This is a genomic window from Rhizobium sp. AP16, assembly GCF_000281735.1.
Taxonomy (GTDB): Bacteria; Pseudomonadota; Alphaproteobacteria; order Rhizobiales; family Rhizobiaceae; genus Rhizobium; species Rhizobium rhizogenes.
The window spans coordinates 18,832-41,640 of record NZ_AJVM01000071.1; the positions used below are offsets into that span (position 1 = coordinate 18,832).

The following is a 22,809-nucleotide window of genomic DNA, read 5'->3' on the forward strand; positions in this document are numbered from 1 at the left end:
AGAAGCGGGAGGAGCAAGCCATGTATGACGGGGGACTGAATTTCGCGCTTGGCGACGAGATCGAGGCGCTGCGCGACAGCGTGCGCCGCTTTGCTGGCCAGCGCATCGCGCCGCTTGCCGACGAGATCGATCGCAACAATGGCTTTCCCATGCAGCTCTGGCGGGAGATGGGCAATCTCGGTCTGCTCGGCGTCACCGCCGACGAAGCCTATGGCGGCGCCGGCCTCGGCTATCTCGCGCATACGGTCGCCATGGAGGAAATCAGCCGCGCTTCGGCCTCCGTTGGCCTGAGCTACGGCGCCCACTCCAATCTCTGCGTCAACCAGATCAACCGCAACGGCAGCGAGGCGCAGAAGGCGCGCTACCTGCCGAAGCTGATTTCGGGTGAGCATGTTGGCGCGCTTGCCATGTCGGAACCCAACTCCGGCTCCGATGTCGTCTCGATGAAGCTCCATGCCGAAAAGCGCGGAGATCGCTACATCTTGAACGGCAGCAAGATGTGGATCACCAACGGCCCCGATGCCGAAGTACTGGTCGTCTACGCCAAGACCACGCCGGATGCCGGCCCGCGCGGTATCACTGCTTTCCTGGTCGAGAAGGGGTTCAAGGGTTTCTCCGTCGGCCAGAAGCTCGACAAGCTCGGCATGCGCGGTTCGAACACCTCGGAGCTGATTTTCATCGATTGCGAAGTCCCGGCGGAAAATGTGCTGGGTCAGGTCGATGGCGGCGCCCGCGTGCTGATGTCCGGCCTGGATTATGAGCGCGTCGTGCTGTCCGGCGGTCCTGTCGGCATCATGGCCGCCTGCATGGATGTCGTGCTGCCCTATCTGCACGAGCGCAAGCAGTTCGGCCAGCCGATTGGCGAGTTCCAGCTGATGCAGGGCAAGCTTGCCGACATGTATGTGACGATGAACGCCGCCCGCGCCTATGTCTATGCCGTCGCCGCCGCCTGCGATCGCGGCGAAACGACCCGCAAGGACGCCGCCGGCTGCATCCTTTATGCAGCCGAAAAGGCGACTGCCTTGGCGCTCGAATGCATCCAGGCGCTCGGCGGCAACGGCTATACCAATGACTACCCCGCCGGCCGGCTACTGCGCGACGCCAAGCTCTACGAGATCGGCGCCGGCACCTCTGAAATCCGCCGCATGCTGATCGGGCGGGAGCTGTTTGCCGAAACCATCTGATTTCGAGATTTCACCCCAACACATTGGTGATGCCGCATGACCGTCCTGAAATCAGAGACCTCCACCCATTCGGACCGGTTCAGGGACAATCGTGCCGCCATGCTGGAAGCGATCGGCGTGGCCGAGGCGGCGGCATTGCGGGCGGCGGAAGGCGGCGGCGCGCAGGCGCGCGAGCGGCATGTCGGACGTGGCAAGATGCTGCCGCGTGACCGGGTAGCGGGGTTGATCGACCCGGCGACGCCCTTCCTCGAAATTGGCGCGACGGCTGCACATGGCCTCTATGGCGATGAAGCGCCGGGCGCAGGCCTGATCACCGGCGTCGGCCGCGTTTCCGGCCGCGACTGCATGATCGTCTGCAACGACGCCACGGTCAAAGGTGGCACCTACTATCCGGTCACGGTGAAGAAGCATCTGCGGGCGCAGGAAATCGCAGCGGAAAACAATCTACCGTGCCTCTATCTGGTCGATTCCGGCGGGGCCAACCTGCCGAACCAGGATGAGGTCTTTCCGGACCGCGATCATTTCGGCCGGATCTTCTACAATCAGGCCAATATGTCGGCGGCCGGCATTCCGCAGATCGCGGTGGTCATGGGCTCCTGCACGGCGGGCGGCGCCTATGTCCCGGCCATGTCCGACGAGACCATCATCGTCGAGGGGCAGGGGACGATCTTTCTAGCAGGTCCGCCGCTGGTCAAAGCCGCGACCGGCGAAGTGGTTTCTGCCGAAGATCTCGGCGGCGGCGACGTGCATACGCGCCTTTCCGGCGTTGCCGACCATCTGGCGCGCGACGATGCCCATGCGCTGGCCCTGGCGCGGCAGGCGGTCGCCAATCTCAATCGCCACAGGCCGGTGACTGTCGAGCTGCGCACGCCGGAGCCGCCGCTCTATGATCCGGAGGAAATCCTCGGCATCGTGCCCTCCGATCTGCGCACGCCCTATGATGTCCGCGAGGTGATCGCCCGCGTCGTTGACGGCTCCCGCTTCGATGAGTTCAAGGCACGCTACGGCGCGACGCTGGTCTGCGGTTTCGCCCATGTTCACGGCATCCCCGTCGGCATCATCGCCAACAATGGCGTGCTGTTTTCGGAATCGGCCATGAAGGGCGCGCATTTCGTCGAGCTTTGCTCGCAGCGTAAAATCCCGCTGGTCTTCCTGCAGAATATCACCGGCTTCATGGTTGGCCGAAAGTATGAGACCGAGGGCATTGCCAAGAACGGCGCCAAGCTGGTGACGGCGGTGGCGACGACCAAGGTGCCGAAGATCACCATGCTGATCGGCGGCTCCTTCGGCGCCGGCAATTACGGTATGGCCGGCCGTGCCTATTCGCCGCGCTTTCTCTGGACCTGGCCCAACAGCCGCATCTCCGTCATGGGCGGAGAGCAGGCGGCAGGTGTGCTCGCGACCGTGCGCGGCGAGGCTCTAGCACGCGCCGGCAAGCCCTGGACGAAAGAGGAAGAGGCAGCCTTCAAGCAGCCGACCTTGAAAATGTTCGAAACCCAGAGCCACCCGCTCTATGCCTCGGCGCGCCTTTGGGACGACGGCATCATCGACCCGCGCAAGAGCCGCGATGTCTTGGCGCTGTCGCTGTCGGCCGCACTCAACGCGCCGATCGAAGACACGCGCTTTGGCTTGTTCAGGATGTGAGGAGATTGAGATGAAACGCGACGCCATCAATGCCAAGAACGCACCACAGCCGCGTGGCGGCTATGCCCAGGCCGTGAAGCTCGAGAATTTCGAGAAATTGCTGTTCGTCAGCGGCCAGATTCCGATGACATCAGATGATGCGCTTCCGGAGGGGTTCAAGGCGCAAGCCCGCCAGGCCTGGCTCAATGTCGATGCCCAGTTGAAAGCCGCCGGCATGAGCAAGGCCGACATCGTCAAGGTGACGGTCTTTCTTGCCGACCGTCACCACACCATGGAGAACCGCGAGATCCGCGCCGAATATCTTGGTTCGCTGACGCCAGCCATGACGGTGGTGATCGCCGGCATTTTTGACACCGCATGGCTGCTCGAGGTCGAGGTTATCGCCGCGCAATAGGATCAACCGATGTTCTCGAAGATATTGATCGCCAATCGCGGAGAAATCGCCTGCCGGATCATCCGGACGGCAAGGCACTTGGGTGTTCGCACAGTCGCCGTCTATTCTGATGCGGATATCGATGCCCTGCATGTGACGCTCGCCGACGAGGCTATCCATATCGGTGCGGCTGCTGCCAGCGAGAGTTATCTTTCGAAGGAGCGGATCATCACGGCCGCACAGCGGTCTGGCGCGGAGGCCATCCATCCCGGCTATGGCTTTCTATCGGAAAACGCCGATTTCGCTGAAGCCGTCGAGAAGGCTGGGCTGACCTTCATCGGCCCGTCGCCCGCCTCGATCCGTGCCATGGGTCTCAAGGATGCGGCCAAGGCGCTCATGGAGAAAGCCGGCGTGCCGGTCGTCCCCGGCTATCACGGCGACAAGCAGGATGCGGCGTTCCTCACTGAGCGAGCGGCGGAGATCGGCTTTCCGGTGCTGATCAAGGCGCGGGCAGGCGGCGGCGGCAAGGGCATGCGGCGCGTTGACCGGCCGGAGGATTTTGCGGCGTTCTTGGAGGCGGCAAGGCGCGAGGCGAAATCGGCGTTTGGCGATGACGCCGTGCTGATTGAGAAATATCTGATCCAGCCGCGTCACATCGAGATCCAGGTTTTCGGCGATAGTCACGGCAATGTCGTGCATCTCTTTGAGCGCGATTGCTCCTTACAGCGCCGGCACCAGAAGGTAATCGAGGAAGCGCCGGCACCCGGCATGACGGAGGAAATGCGCAGCGCCATGGGCGAGGCGGCGGTGCGGGCAGCGCGCGCCATCGACTATCGCGGCGCCGGCACCGTCGAATTCATCGCCGATGTCTCGCAGGGCCTGTTGCCGAACCGGTTCTTCTTTATGGAAATGAACACCCGCCTGCAGGTCGAGCACCCCGTCACCGAGGCGATTGCCGGGGTCGATCTGGTCGAATGGCAATTGCGGGTTGCCAGCGGTGAGCCCTTGCCGAAGACGCAAGCCGAACTGGCGATCGACGGATGGGCTTTCGAGGCTCGGCTGTACGCCGAGGACCCGTCGCGCGGCTTCCTGCCGGCAACCGGCACGCTGGCGCGTTTGAAATTTCCCAAGGGCGATGCCCGCATCGACGCCGGCGTGCGCCAGGGTGACAGCATCACGCCATACTACGATCCGCTGATCGCCAAGCTCATCGTTCACGCCCCAACCCGCGAAGCGGCACTCGGCAAGCTGACGTGGGCGCTGCGGGATACGCAGATGGCGGGGACGGCAAGCAATCTCGATTTCCTGATCCGCTTGAGCGAGCAGCCGGCTTTCGTCGCCGGCCGTCCGGATACGGGCCTGATCGACCGCGAGGTGGAGGCGTTGACGTCAGTGCAGCCGCCTGACGATGTCGCCCTCGTCATTGCGGCCATTGTCGAGGCGGGTGGTCTGACGCGCTCCTTGAGCGATGACCCTTGGGCGTCGCTTGGCGCCTGGCAGCTTTGGGGCGAGACAAGCCGTCCCGTCGTTTTGCATCATGGCGGTGGCCAGACGAATTGCCGTGTGATTGCGAAAGGACAGGGTCTCTTCTCGGTGCCTTTTGACGATCGCACCGTCACTATTCGTCTTGTCGACCGTAGCGACGATACGTGCCGGGTGGAGGTCGATGGCCGACAAGTGAGTGTGAGTATTTTCCGGATACCGCATGGCCTGACGCTTTTCCTCGACGGCCAAACCCATCATTTCCATCGGCTCGACCCGCTGGATGGCGAGGCGGAAATGGCCGCCGGTGGCGACCGGCTGATCGCGCCGATGCCCGGCCTCATCAAGATCGTGCGGGTACGAGAAGGCGATGCGGTGGCGAAGGGGCAGGCCCTCATCGTCATGGAGTCCATGAAGATGGAGCTGACACTGGCTGCGATGCGCGATGGCGTTGTGGAAAGCCTGAATGTCAGCGAAGGCGACCAGACCAGCGAAAGTGCCGTGCTGCTGTCGCTCCGCCCGGAGGATACGCAATGACCGACCGTGCTCCCTACCATGTCGCCATCGTCGAAATGGCGCCACGAGACGGCTTGCAGAACGAAGAGCGGCAGATCAGCACGGACGACAAGGTCAAGCTGGTGGACATGCTCTCCGATTGCGGTTTCGAGCGCATCGAGGTTACCAGTTTCGTCAGTCCGAAATGGGTGCCGCAGCTTGCCGATGCCGCCGAGGTTATGGCCGGGATCAAACGCAAGCCCAATGTCAAATATGCGGTGCTGACGCCAAACAGACGAGGGTTTGAGGAAGCGCTTGCGGCGGGCGCCGACGAGGTGGCGATCTTCGCTTCGGCCTCCGAAAGCTTCTCGATGCGCAACATCAACTGCTCCATCGCCGAGAGCATCGAGCGTTTCCGGCCGGTGGCCGAGGCGTGCCGCAATCGCGGTATTCCCCTGCGCGGCTATGTCAGTTGCGTCGTCGAATGCCCCTATGAAGGCATGATGCCGCCGGCGAATACCGCCAGCGTTGCCGGGTTGCTGGGAGGGCTCGGCTGCTACGAGATCAGCCTGGGGGATACGATCGGCCGAGGCACGCCGGAGGCGGTGAACAGGATGCTGGAAGCCGTGCTTGGCGAGCTTCCGGCGGCCATGCTGGCCGGCCATTTTCACGATACGACGGGCAGGGCGCTGGACAATATCGCCGTTGCCTTGGAACGCGGCCTGCGCGTGTTCGACGCCGCCGCCGGCGGCCTCGGCGGTTGCCCCTTCGCGCCGGGCGCCAAGGGCAATGTCGATACCGTTGCCGTCCACGACTATCTGACGACACACGGCTTCGAGACCGGCCTCAATGAGGAGAAACTTAGCCACGCCGCCGCCTTCGCCCGCAGCCTCAGGAGCGCCGCATGACATCGCAAACGATCCATGTCGCCATCGACGAACGCGGTGTCGCGCAACTGACCCTGGCGCGTCCGGAAAAGCATAATGCCTTGTCGGCCGAGATGATCGATGCGCTCACCGAGGCGGCTCATGACCTCGGCGGCGATACGCGCGTGCGCGTCGTCGTTCTTGCGGGTGAGGGGGCAAGTTTTTGCGCCGGCGGCGATCTCGGCTGGATGCGCGCCCAGTTCGACGCCACCCGCGCGGGACGTATCGTCGAAGCCCGGCGACTGGCCATGCTGTTCAAGGCTCTGAACGAACTGCCGAAGCCACTGCTCGCCCGCGTGCATGGTAATGCCTTCGGCGGCGGCATCGGTATCCTCAGCGTCTGCGACATGACGATTGCCGCGGCCACCGCCCGTTTCGGCCTGACGGAGGTGCGCCTCGGCATCATCCCCGCCACTATCAGCCCCTATGTGATCGCCCGCATCGGCGAGGCGCATGCCCGCCCACTCTTCCTCTCCGGCAGGATCATCGATGCCTGGCAGGCCCATGCTGCCGGGCTGTTGTCCCGCGTCGTTCCCGAAGATGCGCTGGATGAAGCCGTCGAATCCGAAATCCGCCACTTCCTTGCCGCCTCGCCACAGGCCGCTGCCCGCGCCAAGGCGCTGGCCCGTTCTCTCGGTATGCCGATTACCGATGAAGTGATCGACCGTGTTATCGAGCAACTGGTGGAGGCGTGGGAGAGCGAGGAGGCAAGGGAAGGGCTTGCCGCCTTCTTCGAGCGGCGGCAGCCGAAGTGGCGATAAGGGCTAGGCCCGCCTGTTTTTCTCGATTGTCAGCTGCGGAAACTCTTCGCTTCCCTTCACCGTCAAATCGCCTGACGCCGGCTTGTCCCAGCGGAATCCGACGACCGCGCCTTTTTCCACTTGCTGGAACAGATTGTCCGAGATCACCGCCGAACCGACGCCCTCGACCACTGAGACGACGCAGCCGATGGGCGTTTGGCGGATAATGTTGCCAGTGGCGACGAGATTGCGGAGATAGGGACCCCAGCCGAGTTTCAGGCCCCAGAGCGGGGCGTTTTCGACGAGGTTGGAGGCAATCAGCGTATCGGCTTCGGCGGAGATACCGATGCCGAAACCGCTCTCCTGCGGATAGGGGCCGGTCAGCGACAGGTTGCGGATGATGTTGCCGGTCACACTGGCAAGCCGCCCGCCCTTGTCGAAATTGGCGATCGCAATGCCGTTCGCAGCCCCATCCACCAGATTGTTGCCGACGATAGCGCCTTCGAACTCGAACTCGCAGAAGATCGCCGTCTCGCCGGAGCGCAGGCATTGATTGCCTGTTATCTGCACGTTGGATGCCGAATTGGCTCGTACAGCGGTGAAGGCGCAATCGGTGATGCGGTTGCCGGAAACCAGAACTCCGCCGGCGCGAAAGATGTTGATGCCGTTGCCGTTCTGGCCGGTGCCGCCGTCATTGGCGCCGATGCGGGCGATGCGGTTGCCGGTGACGACGCTGCCATCCTCGCCCTTGTCCCAGCGGTGGATGAGGATGCCGCCATTGCCGCAATCCTCAACGGTATTGTCCGTAATCGTCAATCCGGCCGACTGGACGGAATAGAGGCCGGCATCGGCGGCGCCCGATATCCGGCAGCGCTCGATCCGCCCGCCGCAGCGCTCCATTTGCAGCGCATGCTTGCGGCTGCCGGCGATCTCGCAATTGTCGATCAGCACCTCGTCGACGCCGGTAAATTGCAGCAAGCCGCCTGCATAATCCGCAAGCCAGCGGTTGCCGCCATCCAGCACGAGGCTGGAGAGTTCGATGCGCCTGGCCTTGTCGGCGCTCATCAGATGGCCGTCGCCGCCATAGACCAGCCGCGAGGCGCCGGGCACGCCGGTGATGCGGGTATTGTCCGGCAAGGTCAGGTTCGAGACGTTGTAGTTTCCAGGCGGCAGGAAAAGAGGCGTGTTGTTCCGCGCGGCGCTGTCGATCATCGCTTGCAGCTTGCCGCTCCGGATATCGCTGGTGCCTGGCGTCGTCTTGTAGGCGATCGCGTCGATCGGCCCGCGCATTTCGGCCCCGGCGATCTTGGCGAGTGGCGCAGCAAAGCCACGCGGCGCAAGCAGGCCGGCGGCAGTCGAGGCGGCGATGTAGGCGATGAACGCGCGGCGCTGCATCATGATGAACTCCTGAGACAACGCTTACGGAAGCAGAAAACGTGCCATTCGTATCTGTGCCATTCTGGTACGAAAGCGACCGACAGGCTTTCCGTCTTATTCCTTCGTTTACCCCTGCGCCGCCGCGGAAATAATCAGGTGCCGCTCTGTGGACGACTCGCGAAGCGTGTTAGCCCTTCGCCATGCGGATCGCGGCCTTTCAACGTCTGGCACTATTCGACGCCGTCGATAAGGTGGGCGATGTGCTTGCGCGCGATCTGGCATGGGCGGATGCGCAAGGCATCGATCTCGCTCTTTTCCCCGAATGCTATCTTCAGGGCCACAGCTACAACGAGGCCATTGCCAGGCGGCGCGCCCTCTCTCTCGATGACCCCACCCTGAATGCCTTGATCGGCCGCTGCGTCTCGGGGAGAACGACAGCGATCATCGGCCTTTTCGAGCGGCGAGGGGAGGCGATTTATAACAGCGCAGTCGTCGCGAAAGCCGGCCGGATCGTGGGGGTCTACGCCAAGGCGCATCCGCTGGAAAGCGGCTGTACGCCGGGGACGGATTTTCCAATTTGGGCGCTCGCCGATTGGCGCTTCGGCATCAATATCTGCGCCGATCTCAGATATCCCTACACGGCATCCCGCCTTGCCAGAAAGGGAGCCGGCCTTATCTGCAATCCCGTCAATCTGATGCTGCGGCCGCACAAGGCGGAGATGTGGCATAAGCCCGGCATCTCCGGCCTACAAGTATGCGCCAGGCATACGGGATGTTGGGTCATGGCCTCGGATGTCGTAGGCAGCAACAAGGATGGCTGGTTGAGCTATGGCAGCAGCGCCATCGTCGATCCGAACGGCGTCGTCGTTGCCAAGGCGAAGCCCTATAGCGAGGATGTCCTGGTCTTCGACCTGCCCGATCGACACCATGAACGCGGATTCGGTCGAAAAGCATCGATGATCGCTACATAATCACGGAAATCGCGCTATCCTTGTCCCTATGAGACCGGAGCAACTGCTTTATCCCGCCCCTGAAGGGCTGTTCTGTCCGATCGGCGGCTTCTATGTCGATCCGGTGCAGCCGGTGGAGCGGGCGTTGATCACGCACGGACATTCCGATCATGCCCGCGCCGGCCATGCCCATGTGCTCGCCACCCGCCAGACGCTCGACATCATGCGGATACGCTATGGCAGCGGCTTCGCCGGATCGGAGCAGGCGGTTGGTTTCGGTGAGGAAGTGACGCTCAACGGCGTGAAGGTGCGGTTTCATCCGGCAGGGCATGTGCTCGGCTCCGCGCAGATCGCGGTGGAGAAGGACGGGCTGCGCATCGTCGTCTCGGGCGATTACAAGCGGCGGCCGGACCCGACTTGCGCGGCCTACGTGCCGGTTCCCTGCGATGTCTTCATCACCGAGGCGACGTTCGGCTTGCCGGTGTTCCATCATCCCGATCCGATGGCGGAGACGGAAAAGCTGCTGGCCTCGCTCCGGCAGTTTCCGGAGCGCACCCATCTGGTCGGCGCCTACGCGCTCGGTAAGGCGCAGCGCGTCATCCGACTGTTGCGCGATGCCGGCTACGACAAGCCGATCTATATTCACGGCGCGCTGGAGACCCTGTGTGCTTATTATGCCGGGCAGGGCATTGCGCTCGGCGAATTGCTGCCGACAACCGTGGAAAGCCGGGACCAGTCGATCTTCAAGGGTGCCATCGTCGTCGGGCCGCCATCGGCCTTTTCCGATCGCTGGGCGCGGCGGTTCCATGATCCACTGCCGGCCTTTGCCTCGGGCTGGATGATGGTGCGCCAGCGCGCCAAGCAGCTCGGCGTCGAGCTGCCGCTGGTCATCTCCGATCATTGCGATTGGCCGGAGCTGACAGAGACGATCTTGGAGCTGAAGCCGGGCGAGGTCTGGGTCACCCATGGGCGCGAGGAAGCTCTCGTGCGCTGGTGCGAATTGCAGGGCATCACGGCCAAGCCGCTGCATCTGATCGGCTATGAAGACGAGGGCGACTGATGAAAGCTTTCGCTGATCTTCTCGACCGCCTGGTGCTGACGCCGAGCCGCAACGGCAAGCTGAAGCTGCTCACCGACTATTTCCGCGATACGCCCGATCCAGATCGCGGTTACGGGCTGGCCGCAATCGCCGGCACGCTGGAGGTGCGCAACGTCAAGCCGGCCATGCTGCGCGAACTCGTGCTGGAGCGCATGGACGAGGTGTTGTTCCGCTATTCCTATGATTATGTCGGTGATCTCGCCGAGACCATCTCGCTGGTCTGGGACAAGGAAAGCGATATCGTTCGCCCGCCCGGCGAGCAGCCCAGGCTCGGCGAGGTCGTGCGCCGCATGAATGCGCTAGGGCGTACCGAGGTGCGCGGCTTCGTTCGCGATCTGCTCGACCGGCTGGACACGTCCGGCCGCTTCGCCTTCCTGAAGCTTGCGACCGGCGCATTGCGCATCGGCGTGTCGGCGCGGCTGGCCAAGCAGGCGCTGGCGGAGCTAAGCGGCAAGGACGTAACCGAGATCGAAACGCTGTGGCATGGGCTGCAGCCGCCCTATGAAAGCCTGTTCCATTGGCTGGAGGGCAAAGGAGAGCGGCCGGTGCTGGCGACGCCGGCGATCTTTCATTCCGTCATGCTGGCCAATCCCGTCGAACCGGGCGATCTCGACGGGCTCGACCCGAAGGATTTCGCCGCCGAATGGAAATGGGACGGCATCCGCGTCCAGCTTTCGCGTGCCGGTGCGACGAGCAAACTCTATTCCCGCTCCGGCGACGATATCTCCGGCGCTTTCCCCGATATCGTCGATGCGATCAGCTTCGAGGGCGTCGTCGACGGCGAATTGCTGATCGGCGGCACAGTGCGTTCCAACAGCCCGACACGCACATTTTCCGACCTGCAGCAGCGGCTGAACCGCAAGACGGTCACGGCAAAGATGCTGGAGGACTATCCGGCCTTCATCCGCGCCTATGACCTGCTGTTTGACGGCGAGGAGGATGTGCGCGCTCGCGGCTTTCTCGACCGACGTGAACGGCTGACGGAGATCGTCGAGGCTGCACCCCATGATCGCTTCGATCTGTCGCCGCTGGTCGATTTTACCTCGTGGGAGGAGCTCGATCAGCTGCGGTCGTCTCCTCCGGATCCCGTCATCGAAGGCGTCATGATCAAGCGCCGCGACAGCGCCTATCTCGCCGGCCGCGCCAAGGGGCCTTGGTTCAAATGGAAGCGCAATCCCTACAATGTCGATGCGGTGCTGATGTATGCCCAGCGCGGCCATGGCAAGCGTTCCAGCTACTATTCCGATTTCACCTTCGGCGTCTGGTCGATGACCCCGGAGGGCGAACAATTGGTGCCGGTCGGCAAGGCCTATTTCGGCTTCACGGATGCCGAGCTCGAAGTGCTCGACAAGTTCGTGCGCAACAATACGATCGATCGTTTCGGCCCGGTGCGGGCGGTGCGGGCCGATCGCGATTTCGGCTTCGTCCTCGAAGTTGCCTTCGAAGGGATCAACCGCTCGACGCGGCACAAATCCGGTGTCGCCATGCGATTTCCGCGCATTTCCCGCCTCCGGCCGGAGAAGCCGCCCTATGAAGCGGATCGGCTCGAAACTTTGGTGGCGCTAATTGACGCCAAGGCTCCCGCGGTTGATGAATGAGGACAGGTTGATTCCTCACTACAAAGTGAATTGGCCTCGCCTTTCAACCGGTGCAGATATCGATTTGCCGGGCATATTTGGACAGAGCATATGACATCGTCTGAAGAAAAAGCATTTCGCCCCAACCGCCGCATCGTTCTTGCCGGTCTCGCCGCAACCCTCCTGGCCCCCAACATCGCTGGAGCAACCGACACGAAGGTCCTTGAGACCAAGGCGGCGGATGCCAAGACTGCAGACCCCAAGGCTCCGGTCGCCAAGACGGCCGACGCCCCGGCCGATCCGCCGTTGCTGGCGGGCGACTATGCCAAGGAACGCCACAAGTTTCGCACCGACCTTCTAAGCAAGGGTCCGGCACCCGACAAATATGAACCACTGATCGCTCCTCTCGGCGCAGACCAGATTTTTTATCGCAGCGGGCTTGGCGGCGAGCTTGAGCTGGTTGCCTGGGTGTCGCGCTACGAGCGCACGCCGAAGCCGCGACCGGCGGTGCTGTTCCTGCATGGCGGCAATGCCATCGGTCAGGGCCATTGGCTGCTGGCGAAAGCCTATATCGACGCCGGCTATGTCCTGATGATCCCGTCGATGCGCGGCGAAAACGGCCAGAAGGGCAATTTCTCCGGCTTCTACGATGAGGTGGCGGACGTGCTGGCCGCTTCCGATCGCCTGCGCCATCTTCCCGGCGTCGATCCGCATCGCCTGTTTCTTGCCGGTCACAGCGTCGGCGGCACGCTGGCGATGCTGACGGCCATGTCGACCAAGCGTTTCCGGGCCACGGCTCCGATTTCGGGCAATCCGGATGCCTTCGCCTTCTTCCACCGCTATCCCGAGGATATCCGCTTCAACGCCAAGAATCCGCGCGAATTCCAGATGCGTTCGCCACTTTGCTACGCGCATAGTTTCAAATGCCCGGTGAAGGTGATGCACGGCACGGAGGAAAGCCATTTCGATGGCCGTGCCGCGCTGCTTGCCAAGCGCGCTATCGCCGGCGGCGTCAAGATCGAGGTTGCGACTGTTCAGGGCAACCACACCTCGGCCCTGCCGGCGGAAATCGAGCAGAGCATTCAGTTTTTCAAGAGCGTGGCGGCGTAGAGTCGCCTTGCTTTTTCTCACCTGCCTAATAGGTTCGTGAGACGGCTAGCGCCTGTCGTGCCAAATCGTGCAACGATATGCGAAAACAATGACTTGAAGCATGAGAGGCGTATCTGAGAGGTTCGGAGCGCTTTGGGTGACGGCAAAGCATGGGAGGGCGTGTGGGCTCGGTCGATAAGAGCTTCAACCTGACGGGCATCTGGAACGGGATTTATAATTATCCAGCGAAGTATGAGATTCCCGAAAGCCATTTTCTCGCAACGCTGATCGAATTCGGCAGTTCGTTCTCCGGCTCGATTCACGAAATCATGCAGCGCCGCGGCCACCGGGGCGTCAAGGCTCACGCCTCGGTCGAGGGCAGGCGAACCGAGGACCTTGTAATCTTCGTCAAGTTCTACGACGGAGACGGCTTGTCACACAATGTCCACTATGAAGGACATCTAAGCCTGGATGGGTGTGAAATAGAAGGACATTGGCACATTCCGCATGAAGATCCGGCACGCGTCTTCGCCGGCCGCTTTCTGATGATCCGTCGCCGTGCCGTCAAGACGCAGCAAACCCTGCATGAACGGTTCGAACACGCTGCACCGTAGTCGCGGCGTTGCTGCCTACTTCATCAGCCGATCGATCAGCGCCACCGCAGCCTCCGCGATCACCGTTCCCGGCGGGAAGATTGCGTCGGCGCCGGCGGCTTCCAGTGCTGCGAAATCCTGTGGCGGGATGACGCCGCCGACGGCGATGAGGATGCGGCCTGTAGCATGGCGGCGGGCGAGCGCTTCCTTCAGTTCCGGCACCAGCGTCAGGTGGCCGGCGGCGAGCGATGAGGCGCCGATGATATCGACGCCTTCGCGCACGGCGACATCGGCGACTTCCTCCGGCGTCTGGAACATCGCGCCGACGACGACATCGAAGCCGAGGTCGGCGAAGGCCGTGGCGATGACCTTTTGGCCGCGGTCATGGCCATCCTGGCCCATTTTGGCGACGAGGATGCGGGGTTTTTCGCCGCGCGCCTTGCGGAAGGCTTCGACCTTGGCAATGGCCTTGTTGAAGACCGGATCGGCCGTGCCGACTTCCTTGCGATAGACGCCGGAGATGGTTCTGATCTCGGCGACATGCCGCCCATAGGCCTTTTCCAGTGCCAGCGAAATCTCGCCGACTGTTGCCCTTGCGCGCGCGGCCTTGACGGCGAAATCGAGCAGGTTGCCGGTGCCGTTGCGCGCGGCGTCGGTCAGCGTGTCTAACGCGCTCTCCACCGCCGCCGTCTCGCGGGTGCCTTTCAACTGCTGCAGTTTCGAGAGCTGCCGGGCGCGGACTTCGGAATTGTCCACTTTCAGCACGTCGACTTCGATATCCTGTTCCGGCCGTGAGAAATTGATGCCGACGAGGGTCTGGTGGCCGCTGTCGATGCGGGCCTGCGTACGTGCGGCAGCCTCTTCGATGCGGAGCTTCGGAATGCCCTTTTCGATCGCCTTCGCCATGCCGCCGAGGGCTTCGACCTCTTCGATATGGGTGAGGGCGCGTGCCGCCAGATCGTGGGTCAGCCGTTCGACATAGGCCGAGCCGCCCCAAGGATCGATGATATCGGTGGTGCCGGATTCCTTCTGCAACAGAATCTGCGTGTTGCGGGCGATCCGGGCCGAGTGGTCGGTCGGGAGCGCCAGCGCCTCGTCAAAGGAATTGGTGTGCAGGGATTGGGTATGGCCCTGCGTCGCCGCCATGGCCTCGACCATAGTGCGGATGATGTTGTTCATCGGGTCCTGCGCCGTCAGCGACCAGCCGGATGTCTGGCTATGGGTGCGCAGCGCCAGCGATTTCTGGTCCTTCGGCGCAAAGTTCTTCCGCATCAGCGCCGCCCAGATCAGCCGCGCCGCGCGCATCTTGGCGACTTCCATGAAGAAATTCATGCCGACAGCCCAGAAGAAGGAGAGGCGCGGCGCGAAGCTGTCGATATCGAGCCCGGCGGCAACGCCTGCGCGGGCATATTCGATGCCGTCGGCGATCGTATAGGCCAGCTCCAGATCCGCCGTCGCGCCTGCTTCCTGCATATGGTAGCCGGAAATCGAGATCGAATTGAACTTCGGCATCCGCTGGCTGGTGTAGTTGAAAATATCCGAGACGATCCGCATCGAGGGCTGTGGCGGATAGATATAGGTGTTGCGGACCATGAACTCCTTGAGGATGTCGTTCTGGATCGTGCCCGAGAGCTTGTCCTCGGAAACGCCCTGTTCCTCTGCCGCGACGATATAGAGCGCCATGACAGGCAGAACCGCGCCGTTCATGGTCATCGAAACGCTCATTTCATCAAGCGGAATGCCGTCGAACAGCTGGCGCATGTCGAGGATGGAATCGATCGCCACGCCCGCCATGCCGACGTCGCCCGCCACGCGCGGATGATCGCTGTCATAGCCGCGATGGGTGGCGAGATCGAAGGCAACGGAAAGGCCCTTCTGGCCGGCCGCGAGATTGCGGCGATAGAAGGCGTTCGATTCCTCGGCGGTGGAGAAACCCGCATATTGGCGGATGGTCCAGGGCTGCTGGACATACATGGTCGGATAGGGGCCGCGCAGGAAGGGGGCGGCGCCGGGGTAAGTGTCGAGGAAGTTCAGGTTGGTAAGATCCGCCGCGTCGTAGACGCGCTTGACGGCGATGCCTTCCGGGGTTTGCCAGGAGGGGGCGTCGGTTTTCGACGTCTTGGTCTTGGTCTTCGTCCAGGGGATAGTGGTGAAGTCGGGGGTGGGGCTCATGGGACCGAGACCTCCGAGTATGCTGTACCTGCGCCACCCCCCTCTGTCACTGACGTGACATCTCCCCCACAAGGGGGGAGATTGGTAACGCGCGGGGCCATCTTGCCCCAAACGAGCATCGCATATGTTGAGCTTGTGTTGGCTTGTTTTGCGGAAACGAGCGGCAAACTCCCACCAATCTCCCCCCTTGTGGGGGAGATGTCACGAAGTGACAGAGGGGGGTACGCACTCTCCGTACTTTCCATAACCACCCTCATGCCCCAACCTCATCCAGCCGCACCGGCCTCAATCCCATGCCGGCCGTAACAGCCCCAAGCGCTCCCAAAACCACAACCGGCCGCTCCGTCTTCATCGCAAACAATGTCGTCCCCACAATCGGCTTTGCCACGCGGCTTGCGCGCGCCTCCGCCACCATCGCCGCCAACCGGCCGCTGGCGATCATCGTCGCCAGTCCGCCATCGCGCTCGATGCCGACAAAGATCTCCCAGGCCTTTTCCGCGAGTGCCTCCGTCAGCGCCTCGATGCCGCCCGCACCTGCGGCGGGATCGATGACGTGATCGAGGTGGCTTTCGGCGATCAGGACAGTCTGCGTATTGCGCGCCAGTCGCCGCGCCAGCGGGTCCGGAATGCCGTGGGTGAGCGTATGCGGAAGCACCGAAATCTCATCGGCGCCCCCCGTGCCTGCGGCGAAGACGGCGATGGTGTTGCGCAGGATGTTGGTTTCCGGATCGAGCCGGGTCAGCATGCGGTAGCTCGTTTCCATGAAGAGATGAGCCCTCGGCGGATTGGAAATGCCGCAGGCTTCAGCGATCCGCGCAAACAGCATCCGCGCGGCGCGAGCCTTAGCCATGGTGACGAACTGGTTCTGATCGGCAGAAAGACAAAGGCTTGTGGCATTCAGGATTGCTTCCGGTGCCGAGCCTGCCTGTTCCAGCAGCCGCAAATGCGCGACGAGAGAAGCGGCAACGACAGCCAGTTCCTGCGCTTCCGTGCCGCCGGCATTGTGGATGGCGCGGCCGTCGGCATTGAGGATCGTGCCGGCCAACCCGGCGTCAAGCAGGCGCTTGAAACTGCTTGCCAGCTCGCTGGTTGCCTGGCTCGGCGTGAACATGTCGAGACCCGCATGAAGGCCTGCAAGCTTGGAGGAACCGGCAAGGGCCGGGGAAAAGCCATCAAGGCGCAGCGATATATCCTTGCCCGAAAGCGCGGCTGCCAGTTTCGCTGCGAGCCTGTCCGCCTCTGCGTCTATGCCGATACCAAAGGCCGATGAGCTGGTTTTCGACAGGAGGTGGACACCGCCGGCGCCGTTGGCGAGATCCGCGTCGAGTTGCGTGAAAGCGCGTTCGATATCCGGGTCGTCCATCCGCTGGCTGATCGTCCAGGGGGCGTCAATCCGGCGGCGCGGCAGCGGAGTGGCGTCGAGGTGGCGGGCGTAGAGCGGTTGGATTGCGATGCCGTCATCGGTGCGCGATACCAGTGCCCCCTCGAAGTCGGCCCCCTTCAGCGCTCGGTTCACCAACTTGAGCCAGGCGTCCCGGCTTGCCGGCGCAAAAAGGTTCGGGTCGAGACTGTCGATATTCATGCCATCCTCCGTCTCGCAATGGTCTAACCCAAGCCAGGGCGAGGGAAAACAGAAGTTTGACCTCCTGGTGCAATATCTTTGCTTTCGACGCCAGCCTCGCGCCAGCCGGGCCGGTCATCATGCGGCTCACCGATCCGTATTCCAACTGGTTCCCGATGATGGCCGATCTTTTGCCCGTTTCCCGCCTCCTGCCTGCCGTTGCGGCCCTTGCCATGCTGTCCGCCTGCAGCATCGTTCCCGATACGGGTGCGACCGATCCCGACCGGTTCGTGCAGGAAACCTCGCCTGTCTTCTATCGGCCGGAAGGTATCGATCCGCAGAAGGTGAAGCGCCTGCCGGTGCAGCCGGTGCCGCAATCGCGCGATCTCTTCCGCACGCAATTCCATCAGACCTACGGCTTGCCGACCTTCAATCCCGTGCATCAGGCCATGTATGCACAGAGGAGCGAGGATGATTTCACGCTGCCGGCCATCCCCTACAAGCGCATAGATCCGCAGTTCCTGCGTCAGGAGGTGGACTATCAGACCAATGAACGCCCCGGAACGATCGTCGTCGATACCCGGAGCCACTATCTCTATTTCGTCGAGCCGGGTGGCCGCGCCATGCGCTATGGCGTCGGTCTGGGTGCTGCCGGCTATGCCTGGCATGGCAGGGGCGTCATCCAGTGGAAGGCGAAATGGCCGCGCTGGACGCCGCCGGCTGAAATGGTGGCGCGCGAACCGCAGATCAGGCCGATTTCGGCCGAGCGCGGCGGCATGAATCCGGGGCCGACCAATCCGCTCGGCGCTCGGGCGCTCTATATTTTCAAGGACGGCAAGGACACGCTTTATCGTGTCCACGGGACGCCGGATTGGCAGTCGATCGGCAGGGCGGCTTCGTCCGGTTGCGTGCGTATGCTCAACCAGGATGTGATCGATCTCTACAACCGGGTGCCCGATAAGGCGGAAATTGTCGTTTTATAACGACAGTTTATAACAAATTTTCGTGATGTTGCATAAGTGCGATAGCCGGACCGGTTTGCGCTCTTTAGTTTTGCTCCTGTCTCTGCGAATCTCGTGGGAAGCCGAATCAGCTTTGTTGTCATCGGTTCTCGCTTCCCGTCCAACAGGAATGATGCTGTCGACATGAGCCTGCCTTCTTCTTTTTCCCGACGAAATTTCCTCGCCTTCGCTGGTATCGGCGCCGTTTCGACGCTCGCCGGCTGCGCTTCCACGGTCGAAAGCGGGCCTGTCGTCAGCCCGGTGCAGTACACCGGTGCTCCGGCCTCTCGCCCCTTCCGTAGCTGGTTCTCCAATTATGGCGGCGAACAACCGGATCCGGCCGTGATGTACGCGGCCGTGGAGGATGGTGGTTTTCTCATTCCGCCCGTGCCCTACCAGCAGATCGATCCGCAATTCTATCGCCAGCGCGTTGCCGACCCGACCGGCGAAGCGCCGGGGAGCGTCGTCGTCAATACGCGCGAGCGTCACCTCTACGTTACCGAAGCGGGCGGCACCGCGATGCGCTATGGCATTGGCGTCGGTCGTGAGGGCTTTGCCTGGCAGGGCCGCGGCGTCATCCAGTGGCGCAAGAAGTGGCCGCGCTGGAACCCGCCGGATGAAATGGTCGCCCGCCAGCCGGAACTCGTCAAATATTCGATTGCCAATGGCGGCATGGATCCTGGCCTGAAGAACCCGCTTGGCGCGCGTGCGCTTTACATCTTCGAGGACAATCAGGATTCGCTCTACCGTCTGCACGGCAATCCGGACTGGCGCTCCATCGGCAAGGCCGTTTCCTCCGGCTGCGTCCGTCTGCTGAACCAGGATGTCATCGATCTCTACGATCGCGTGCCGGAGCGTGCGCCGATCCTGGTAACGCAGGCCTAGGCTTACATAGCTTAAGATAGGATAGGGCGGGTTTGGTGGCTTTTATTCAGCCGTCAAATTCGCCCTTAGTCGTTGCAGCCGGTCGCGCAGGCTGGCCACTTCATCCATATCGCAGCCGGTGGCTTCGCCGATGGCGGACATGATGGTGCTGACCTGGCATTGCATACCGGCGCCCTTTTCCGTCAATGAAACGATCACTTGCCGTTCGTCCTTCGGGTCGCGCGCACGGCCGATCAGGCCGGCCTGTTCCAGGCGCTTCAACAGCGGCGACAGCGTGCCGGAATCGAGATCGAGCTGTTCGCCGATGGTCTTGACCGGCAGGCAGCCTTTTTCCCAGAGCACCAGCATCACCAGATATTGCGGATAGGTCAGGCCGACACGATCGAGGATCGGCTTGTAGGCACGATTGAAAGCATGCGCAGTGGCGTAGACCGCAAAGCAAAGCTGCCGCTCCAGCCGCTTTTCCTCATCCGGGATTGCTTGCCCCTGCACCTTGTCTGTCATCGCTGCTCCACCATTTTGTTGTTAGTGTCATTGTCACAGGTTCACTTTTCAAAATCAAACCGCAAAAATATGTTGTACACGATTAAATCGTGCTATATATAAAATCCATCCAACCCGCAAAGGAGATCCGACATGCCTATTCTCTACGCCACCAAAGCTTCCGCCACCGGCGGCCGTGCTGGCCACGCTGTTTCCGACAACGGCGTTCTCGACGTCACGCTGACCGTGCCGAAGGAACTGGGCGGTGATGGCGCCACCGGCACCAATCCCGAACAGCTTTTTGCTGCCGGTTATTCCGCCTGCTTCCTCGGTGCGCTGAAATTTGTCGCCGGCCAGCAGAAGGTCAAGATTCCGGAAGACGCCAAGGTGACCGCAACGGTCGGCGTCGGTCCGCGCGAAGATGGCGGCGGTTTCGGCATCGAAGTCGCACTGTCGGTTCACATTCCGGGCCTGGACAAGGCTGAAGCTGAAAAGCTGGTTGCCGCAGCCCACATCGTTTGCCCTTACAGCCATGCGCTCCGCACCTCGACAGAAGTGCCGGTCACGGTGGCCTGAGAATAGGCTTTACCGTCGCACCGGACTAACGGAGCGGACGGTACATAAAAGGGGCGACACGCTTTTCGGCGTATCGCCCTTTTTCTTTTGCAAGAAAGTTGCTATATATTTTCTTGAGAAAGGATGTGGCTATGGCAAATGCTCAAGCGATACATCATGCAATCCCCGGCGAGGCTCTGGTCATCACCAAGGCGGCCGTCAATGCCGCCGAGCGGCTGGGGTTGAACGCACGCATACTCGCAGATGTCATCGGCGTTTCGGAAGCGACGGTGTCGCGCATGAAGCGGCGGGACCATCTGCTGGAACGTCACAGCAAGCCGTTCGAGCTCGCGGTCCTCTTCGTGCGCCTCTTCCGCTCGCTCGATGCGATCGTCGGCGGCGACGAGGCCGTGGCACGGCAATGGCTGCGCAATCCCAATCTCGCCTTCAGCGCAACGCCGCTTGAAAAGATCACTTCCATTTCCGGATTGACCGATGTCCTTGCCTATCTGGACGCCCGACGCGCTCTCGTCTGAGGCGCGGCCGATTTCCGGCCGCTATTGGCGGCTGGTGGAGGCGCAGCATCAGGTCTCGACATTGAAGCTGGTCGACACGCTGGAGGAGCAGGCTCTTCTCGAGACCCTTCTGGAAGAGAGCAAGCCGGCTTTACCACCGGAATGCGCCGACCTGGATTACCTGCTGGCCACGCCCTTTCGTTACGGTGCGATCTATCCCTATGGCTCGCGCTTTCGGCGAGCAGGGCGTACGCTGGGCGTCTTCTATGCGTCCGAACAGGTCGAGACGGCACTGGCGGAAATGAGCTTCTATCGGCTGCTTTTCTTCAGCGATTCTCCGGGAACGCCGCTGCCCGCCAACGCGGCCGAATATACCGCTTTTGCGGCTGTGATTGCGACCAAGCAGGCGATCGATCTGACGCTTGCGCCATTGGAGCGCGATCGCGAAGCCTGGGCCGATCCCGTTAATTACGAAGCCTGCCAGTCTCTTGCTGACGCAGCGCGGGCAGGGAAGGTTGACGCGATCCTCTACCAGTCCGTCCGCGATCCCAAGGGCGGCAAGAATATTGCACTTCTGACGGCCCATGCTTTTGCCGCGCGCGAGCCTGTGGAACGTGAGACCTGGCGCATCCGGCTGTCGCCAGCCGGCGTGCAGGCACTCTGCGAGTTTCCAAAAGCCCGTCTCGGCTTCGCGCGCAGCGATTTCGGCGACGACCCCCGCATGCGGGGCTAGCGGTCAGGCCAGAGCCAGCAGGTCCCGCCGCAATCCATCGCCGTTGCCGTCGGGCAACCGCTGCTCTACCTCGGCATGCGTCGCTTCCCAGATCGGCACCGCGGCCGCCAGCACCGCCTTGCCTGACGGCGTCAGACTGAGCAGCCGCGCGCGTCGATCCCTGGGATTGGGAAGAACGCTCACCCAGCCCCGTCGCTCCAGCGGCTTTAAGGCCGCTGTCAGCGTCGTCTGGTCTATTGCGAGCAGTGTCGCGACCGGTCCCATCGGCGCGGGCTGCGGCCTGTTCAGGGACATCATCAGGGAAAACTGGCCGTTGGTGAGCCCGAGCGGCCTTAGCGCCTCGTCGAAGCGACGTGCCAGAGCGCGGGCGGCGCGCTGCACATGCAGGCAAAGGCAGGTGTCGCGCACCAGAAGCGTTGTTGCGAAGGGAATCTCAATCATATTTGACATGATTTATTAATATTGATATCAATGTATTTGTCAAGATTTGGGATAAACGCACGCCGGAGGAGGGCGGACAATGAACCAGATCGTTTCCCGCGAAATTTGGCTAGAGGCCCGCCGCAAATTGCTGGCCCGGGAGAAGGAGGCGACGCATCTGCGCGATAGCGTCAATGCCGAGCGCCTGGCTTTGCCCTGGGTCAAGGTCGACAAGACCTATGTCTTCGACACGCCGACGGGCAAGAAGACGCTTGCCGATCTCTTCGACGGCCGCAGTCAATTGATCGTCTATCACTTCATGCTCGGTCCGGATTGGGACGCGGGATGTCCCGGCTGTTCTTTCCTTGCGGATCATCTCGATGGAGCCCTGCCGCATCTCAATCATCATGACGTCAGCCTGGTCGCCGTTTCCCGCGCTCCGCTCGAGAAGGTGGAAGCCTATAAGAGGCGCATGGGCTGGGAATTCCCGTGGTTCTCGTCCTTCGCCGACGATTTCAATTTCGACTATCACGTCTCCTTCTCGAAGGAGCAGCTCGCTGGCGAGACGATATTCTACAATTTCACTCCCATCGACTCGTCCGAAGGCCATGACGAGTTGCCGGGCCTCAGCGCTTTCTACAAGGACGAAGCCGGCAATATCTTCCATACCTATTCCAGCTACGCCCGAGGCCCGGAAGAGCTGATCGGCACGCTGATGATCCTCGACCGCGCCCCCAAGGGCCGCAACGAAGACGGCACCATGTCTTTCGTTCGCCGTCACGACGAATATGAAGAGAGCCCCAAGGCGCAATCCTGCTGTCACTGAAGTGTGGGAGTCTGGCCGCATGGGGTCACGGCTGAAGGCTATAGGGAACAAAGATCCGGAGCGCCGTGTTTAGGACTATGGATGGGGCTTGTCATCCGGGTGGAGCCGGAAGCAGCTCGTGATCGCCAA

At 62.2% G+C, this 22,809-nt stretch carries 22 protein-coding genes; 17 read left to right on the forward strand and 5 right to left on the reverse strand.

The features are described from left to right. The first annotated feature begins 20 nt into the window (after nucleotides 1–20). The 6 genes from PMI03_RS23805 to PMI03_RS23830 are packed head-to-tail and all read left to right on the forward strand — an operon-like array spanning nucleotide 21 to nucleotide 6,865. Nucleotides 21–1,184: an isovaleryl-CoA dehydrogenase gene (locus PMI03_RS23805; RefSeq protein ID WP_007699351.1), complete on the forward strand. Its 1,164-nt coding sequence runs from the start codon at nucleotides 21–23 to the stop codon at nucleotides 1,182–1,184. 36 nt (nucleotides 1,185–1,220) lie between these two features. After that, complete coding sequence (locus tag PMI03_RS23810; RefSeq protein ID WP_007699354.1) at nucleotides 1,221–2,828, forward strand: carboxyl transferase domain-containing protein; 1,608 nt, start codon at nucleotides 1,221–1,223, stop codon at nucleotides 2,826–2,828. A 10-nt stretch (nucleotides 2,829–2,838) separates the two neighbouring features. Then, complete coding sequence (locus tag PMI03_RS23815; RefSeq protein ID WP_007699356.1) at nucleotides 2,839–3,222, forward strand: RidA family protein; 384 nt, start codon at nucleotides 2,839–2,841, stop codon at nucleotides 3,220–3,222. A 9-nt stretch (nucleotides 3,223–3,231) separates the two neighbouring features. Then, on the forward strand, nucleotides 3,232–5,220 hold the full coding sequence (locus PMI03_RS23820) for an acetyl/propionyl/methylcrotonyl-CoA carboxylase subunit alpha (RefSeq protein WP_007699359.1): 1,989 nt from the start codon (nucleotides 3,232–3,234) through the stop codon (nucleotides 5,218–5,220). After that, complete coding sequence (locus PMI03_RS23825; RefSeq protein WP_007699365.1) at nucleotides 5,217–6,086, forward strand: hydroxymethylglutaryl-CoA lyase; 870 nt, start codon at nucleotides 5,217–5,219, stop codon at nucleotides 6,084–6,086. Before PMI03_RS23820 ends, PMI03_RS23825 begins: the two co-directional genes overlap by 4 nt. Beyond that, the gene (locus tag PMI03_RS23830; protein ID WP_007699368.1) at nucleotides 6,083–6,865 is read left to right on the forward strand and encodes a crotonase/enoyl-CoA hydratase family protein; all 783 of its coding nucleotides are present in this window, start codon (nucleotides 6,083–6,085) and stop codon (nucleotides 6,863–6,865) included. Before PMI03_RS23825 ends, PMI03_RS23830 begins: the two co-directional genes overlap by 4 nt. Before the next feature lie 3 nt (nucleotides 6,866–6,868). On the opposite strand, the gene PMI03_RS23835 is transcribed toward PMI03_RS23830, so the two are convergent. Further along, nucleotides 6,869–8,242 carry a TIGR03808 family TAT-translocated repetitive protein gene (locus PMI03_RS23835; protein ID WP_007699378.1) on the reverse strand — a complete coding sequence of 458 codons (1,374 nt, stop codon included), beginning with the start codon at nucleotides 8,240–8,242 and terminating at the stop codon, nucleotides 6,869–6,871. Nucleotides 8,243–8,421: 179 nt separating this feature from the next. On the opposite strand from PMI03_RS23835, the gene PMI03_RS23840 reads away from it, so the two are divergent. The 5 genes from PMI03_RS23840 (at nucleotide 8,422) to PMI03_RS23860 (ending at nucleotide 13,550) form a co-directional block, all read left to right on the forward strand. Beyond that, complete coding sequence (locus PMI03_RS23840; RefSeq protein ID WP_007699382.1) at nucleotides 8,422–9,192, forward strand: carbon-nitrogen hydrolase family protein; 771 nt, start codon at nucleotides 8,422–8,424, stop codon at nucleotides 9,190–9,192. A 28-nt stretch (nucleotides 9,193–9,220) separates the two neighbouring features. Continuing rightward, nucleotides 9,221–10,231 (forward strand): ligase-associated DNA damage response exonuclease, encoded by a 1,011-nt coding sequence (locus PMI03_RS23845; RefSeq protein WP_007699384.1) that lies wholly within the window; start codon nucleotides 9,221–9,223, stop codon nucleotides 10,229–10,231. Beyond that, the gene (locus PMI03_RS23850) at nucleotides 10,231–11,868 is read left to right on the forward strand and encodes a cisplatin damage response ATP-dependent DNA ligase (protein ID WP_007699387.1); all 1,638 of its coding nucleotides are present in this window, start codon (nucleotides 10,231–10,233) and stop codon (nucleotides 11,866–11,868) included. The genes PMI03_RS23845 and PMI03_RS23850 overlap by 1 nt, the downstream gene beginning before the upstream one ends. 90 nt (nucleotides 11,869–11,958) lie before the next feature. Further along, on the forward strand, nucleotides 11,959–12,957 hold the full coding sequence (locus PMI03_RS23855) for a S9 family peptidase (RefSeq protein WP_007699392.1): 999 nt from the start codon (nucleotides 11,959–11,961) through the stop codon (nucleotides 12,955–12,957). A 161-nt stretch (nucleotides 12,958–13,118) separates the two neighbouring features. After that, the gene (locus PMI03_RS23860) at nucleotides 13,119–13,550 is read left to right on the forward strand and encodes a hypothetical protein (protein ID WP_007699396.1); all 432 of its coding nucleotides are present in this window, start codon (nucleotides 13,119–13,121) and stop codon (nucleotides 13,548–13,550) included. Between the two features lie 15 nt (nucleotides 13,551–13,565). On the opposite strand, the gene scpA is transcribed toward PMI03_RS23860, so the two are convergent. After that, nucleotides 13,566–15,701, reverse strand: coding sequence for a methylmalonyl-CoA mutase (scpA, locus tag PMI03_RS23865; protein ID WP_007699399.1), 2,136 nt, complete (start codon nucleotides 15,699–15,701; stop codon nucleotides 13,566–13,568). Between the two features lie 253 nt (nucleotides 15,702–15,954). Next, nucleotides 15,955–17,283, reverse strand: a complete 1,329-nt coding sequence (locus tag PMI03_RS23870) for a methylmalonyl-CoA mutase family protein (RefSeq protein WP_007699406.1) — start codon at nucleotides 17,281–17,283, stop codon at nucleotides 15,955–15,957. 158 nt (nucleotides 17,284–17,441) lie between these two features. Between PMI03_RS23870 and PMI03_RS23875 the strand changes: the two genes are divergently transcribed. Both PMI03_RS23875 and PMI03_RS23880 read left to right on the forward strand, forming a co-directional pair. Continuing rightward, nucleotides 17,442–18,245, forward strand: coding sequence for a L,D-transpeptidase (locus PMI03_RS23875; RefSeq protein WP_034519574.1), 804 nt, complete (start codon nucleotides 17,442–17,444; stop codon nucleotides 18,243–18,245). 162 nt (nucleotides 18,246–18,407) lie between these two features. Further along, nucleotides 18,408–19,148: a L,D-transpeptidase gene (locus PMI03_RS23880; RefSeq protein ID WP_007699410.1), complete on the forward strand. Its 741-nt coding sequence runs from the start codon at nucleotides 18,408–18,410 to the stop codon at nucleotides 19,146–19,148. A gap of 42 nt (nucleotides 19,149–19,190) precedes the next feature. Here the strand turns inward: PMI03_RS23880 and PMI03_RS23885 are convergent, their stop codons facing one another. Continuing rightward, complete coding sequence (locus tag PMI03_RS23885) at nucleotides 19,191–19,652, reverse strand: MarR family winged helix-turn-helix transcriptional regulator (protein WP_007699414.1); 462 nt, start codon at nucleotides 19,650–19,652, stop codon at nucleotides 19,191–19,193. Between the two features lie 132 nt (nucleotides 19,653–19,784). Here PMI03_RS23885 and PMI03_RS23890 point away from each other — a divergent pair, with 132 nt between their 5' ends. From PMI03_RS23890 to PMI03_RS23900, 3 genes are all read left to right on the forward strand, one after another. Beyond that, entirely contained in the window at nucleotides 19,785–20,207 is a 423-nt protein-coding gene (locus tag PMI03_RS23890) for an organic hydroperoxide resistance protein (protein WP_007699417.1), read from the forward strand. A 131-nt stretch (nucleotides 20,208–20,338) separates the two neighbouring features. Further along, nucleotides 20,339–20,722, forward strand: a complete 384-nt coding sequence (locus PMI03_RS23895) for an MbcA/ParS/Xre antitoxin family protein (protein WP_007699419.1) — start codon at nucleotides 20,339–20,341, stop codon at nucleotides 20,720–20,722. Then, the gene (locus PMI03_RS23900) at nucleotides 20,682–21,434 is read left to right on the forward strand and encodes an RES family NAD+ phosphorylase (RefSeq protein WP_007699422.1); all 753 of its coding nucleotides are present in this window, start codon (nucleotides 20,682–20,684) and stop codon (nucleotides 21,432–21,434) included. The genes PMI03_RS23895 and PMI03_RS23900 overlap by 41 nt, the downstream gene beginning before the upstream one ends. A gap of 3 nt (nucleotides 21,435–21,437) precedes the next feature. On the opposite strand, the gene PMI03_RS23905 is transcribed toward PMI03_RS23900, so the two are convergent. Further along, the gene (locus PMI03_RS23905) at nucleotides 21,438–21,884 is read right to left on the reverse strand and encodes a MarR family winged helix-turn-helix transcriptional regulator (protein ID WP_039974612.1); all 447 of its coding nucleotides are present in this window, start codon (nucleotides 21,882–21,884) and stop codon (nucleotides 21,438–21,440) included. A 70-nt stretch (nucleotides 21,885–21,954) separates the two neighbouring features. On the opposite strand from PMI03_RS23905, the gene PMI03_RS23910 reads away from it, so the two are divergent. Further along, complete coding sequence (locus PMI03_RS23910) at nucleotides 21,955–22,680, forward strand: thioredoxin family protein (RefSeq protein WP_007699436.1); 726 nt, start codon at nucleotides 21,955–21,957, stop codon at nucleotides 22,678–22,680. The last annotated feature ends 129 nt before the right edge of the window (nucleotides 22,681–22,809 follow it).

Bases quoted from the DNA above. Each gene is read 5' to 3' on its own strand.
- PMI03_RS23895 (WP_007699419.1), top strand. From the start codon at position 20,339: ATGGCAAATGCTCAAGCGATACATCATGCAATCCCCGGCGAGGCTCTG.
- PMI03_RS23855 (WP_007699392.1), top strand. From the start codon at position 11,959: ATGACATCGTCTGAAGAAAAAGCATTTCGCCCCAACCGCCGCATCGTT.
- PMI03_RS23890 (WP_007699417.1), top strand. From the start codon at position 19,785: ATGCCTATTCTCTACGCCACCAAAGCTTCCGCCACCGGCGGCCGTGCT.
- PMI03_RS23870 (WP_007699406.1), bottom strand. From the start codon at position 17,283: ATGAATATCGACAGTCTCGACCCGAACCTTTTTGCGCCGGCAAGCCGG.
- PMI03_RS23810 (WP_007699354.1), top strand. From the start codon at position 1,221: ATGACCGTCCTGAAATCAGAGACCTCCACCCATTCGGACCGGTTCAGG.
- PMI03_RS23875 (WP_034519574.1), top strand. From the start codon at position 17,442: ATGGCCGATCTTTTGCCCGTTTCCCGCCTCCTGCCTGCCGTTGCGGCC.
- PMI03_RS23850 (WP_007699387.1), top strand. From the start codon at position 10,231: ATGAAAGCTTTCGCTGATCTTCTCGACCGCCTGGTGCTGACGCCGAGC.
- PMI03_RS23825 (WP_007699365.1), top strand. From the start codon at position 5,217: ATGACCGACCGTGCTCCCTACCATGTCGCCATCGTCGAAATGGCGCCA.
- PMI03_RS23805 (WP_007699351.1), top strand. From the start codon at position 21: ATGTATGACGGGGGACTGAATTTCGCGCTTGGCGACGAGATCGAGGCG.
- PMI03_RS23845 (WP_007699384.1), top strand. From the start codon at position 9,221: ATGAGACCGGAGCAACTGCTTTATCCCGCCCCTGAAGGGCTGTTCTGT.
- PMI03_RS23835 (WP_007699378.1), bottom strand. From the start codon at position 8,242: ATGATGCAGCGCCGCGCGTTCATCGCCTACATCGCCGCCTCGACTGCC.
- PMI03_RS23885 (WP_007699414.1), bottom strand. From the start codon at position 19,652: ATGACAGACAAGGTGCAGGGGCAAGCAATCCCGGATGAGGAAAAGCGG.
- PMI03_RS23830 (WP_007699368.1), top strand. From the start codon at position 6,083: ATGACATCGCAAACGATCCATGTCGCCATCGACGAACGCGGTGTCGCG.
- PMI03_RS23900 (WP_007699422.1), top strand. From the start codon at position 20,682: ATGTCCTTGCCTATCTGGACGCCCGACGCGCTCTCGTCTGAGGCGCGG.
- scpA (WP_007699399.1), bottom strand. From the start codon at position 15,701: ATGAGCCCCACCCCCGACTTCACCACTATCCCCTGGACGAAGACCAAG.
- PMI03_RS23815 (WP_007699356.1), top strand. From the start codon at position 2,839: ATGAAACGCGACGCCATCAATGCCAAGAACGCACCACAGCCGCGTGGC.
- PMI03_RS23880 (WP_007699410.1), top strand. From the start codon at position 18,408: ATGAGCCTGCCTTCTTCTTTTTCCCGACGAAATTTCCTCGCCTTCGCT.
- PMI03_RS23910 (WP_007699436.1), top strand. From the start codon at position 21,955: ATGAACCAGATCGTTTCCCGCGAAATTTGGCTAGAGGCCCGCCGCAAA.
- PMI03_RS23905 (WP_039974612.1), bottom strand. From the start codon at position 21,884: ATGTCAAATATGATTGAGATTCCCTTCGCAACAACGCTTCTGGTGCGC.
- PMI03_RS23820 (WP_007699359.1), top strand. From the start codon at position 3,232: ATGTTCTCGAAGATATTGATCGCCAATCGCGGAGAAATCGCCTGCCGG.
- PMI03_RS23840 (WP_007699382.1), top strand. From the start codon at position 8,422: ATGCGGATCGCGGCCTTTCAACGTCTGGCACTATTCGACGCCGTCGAT.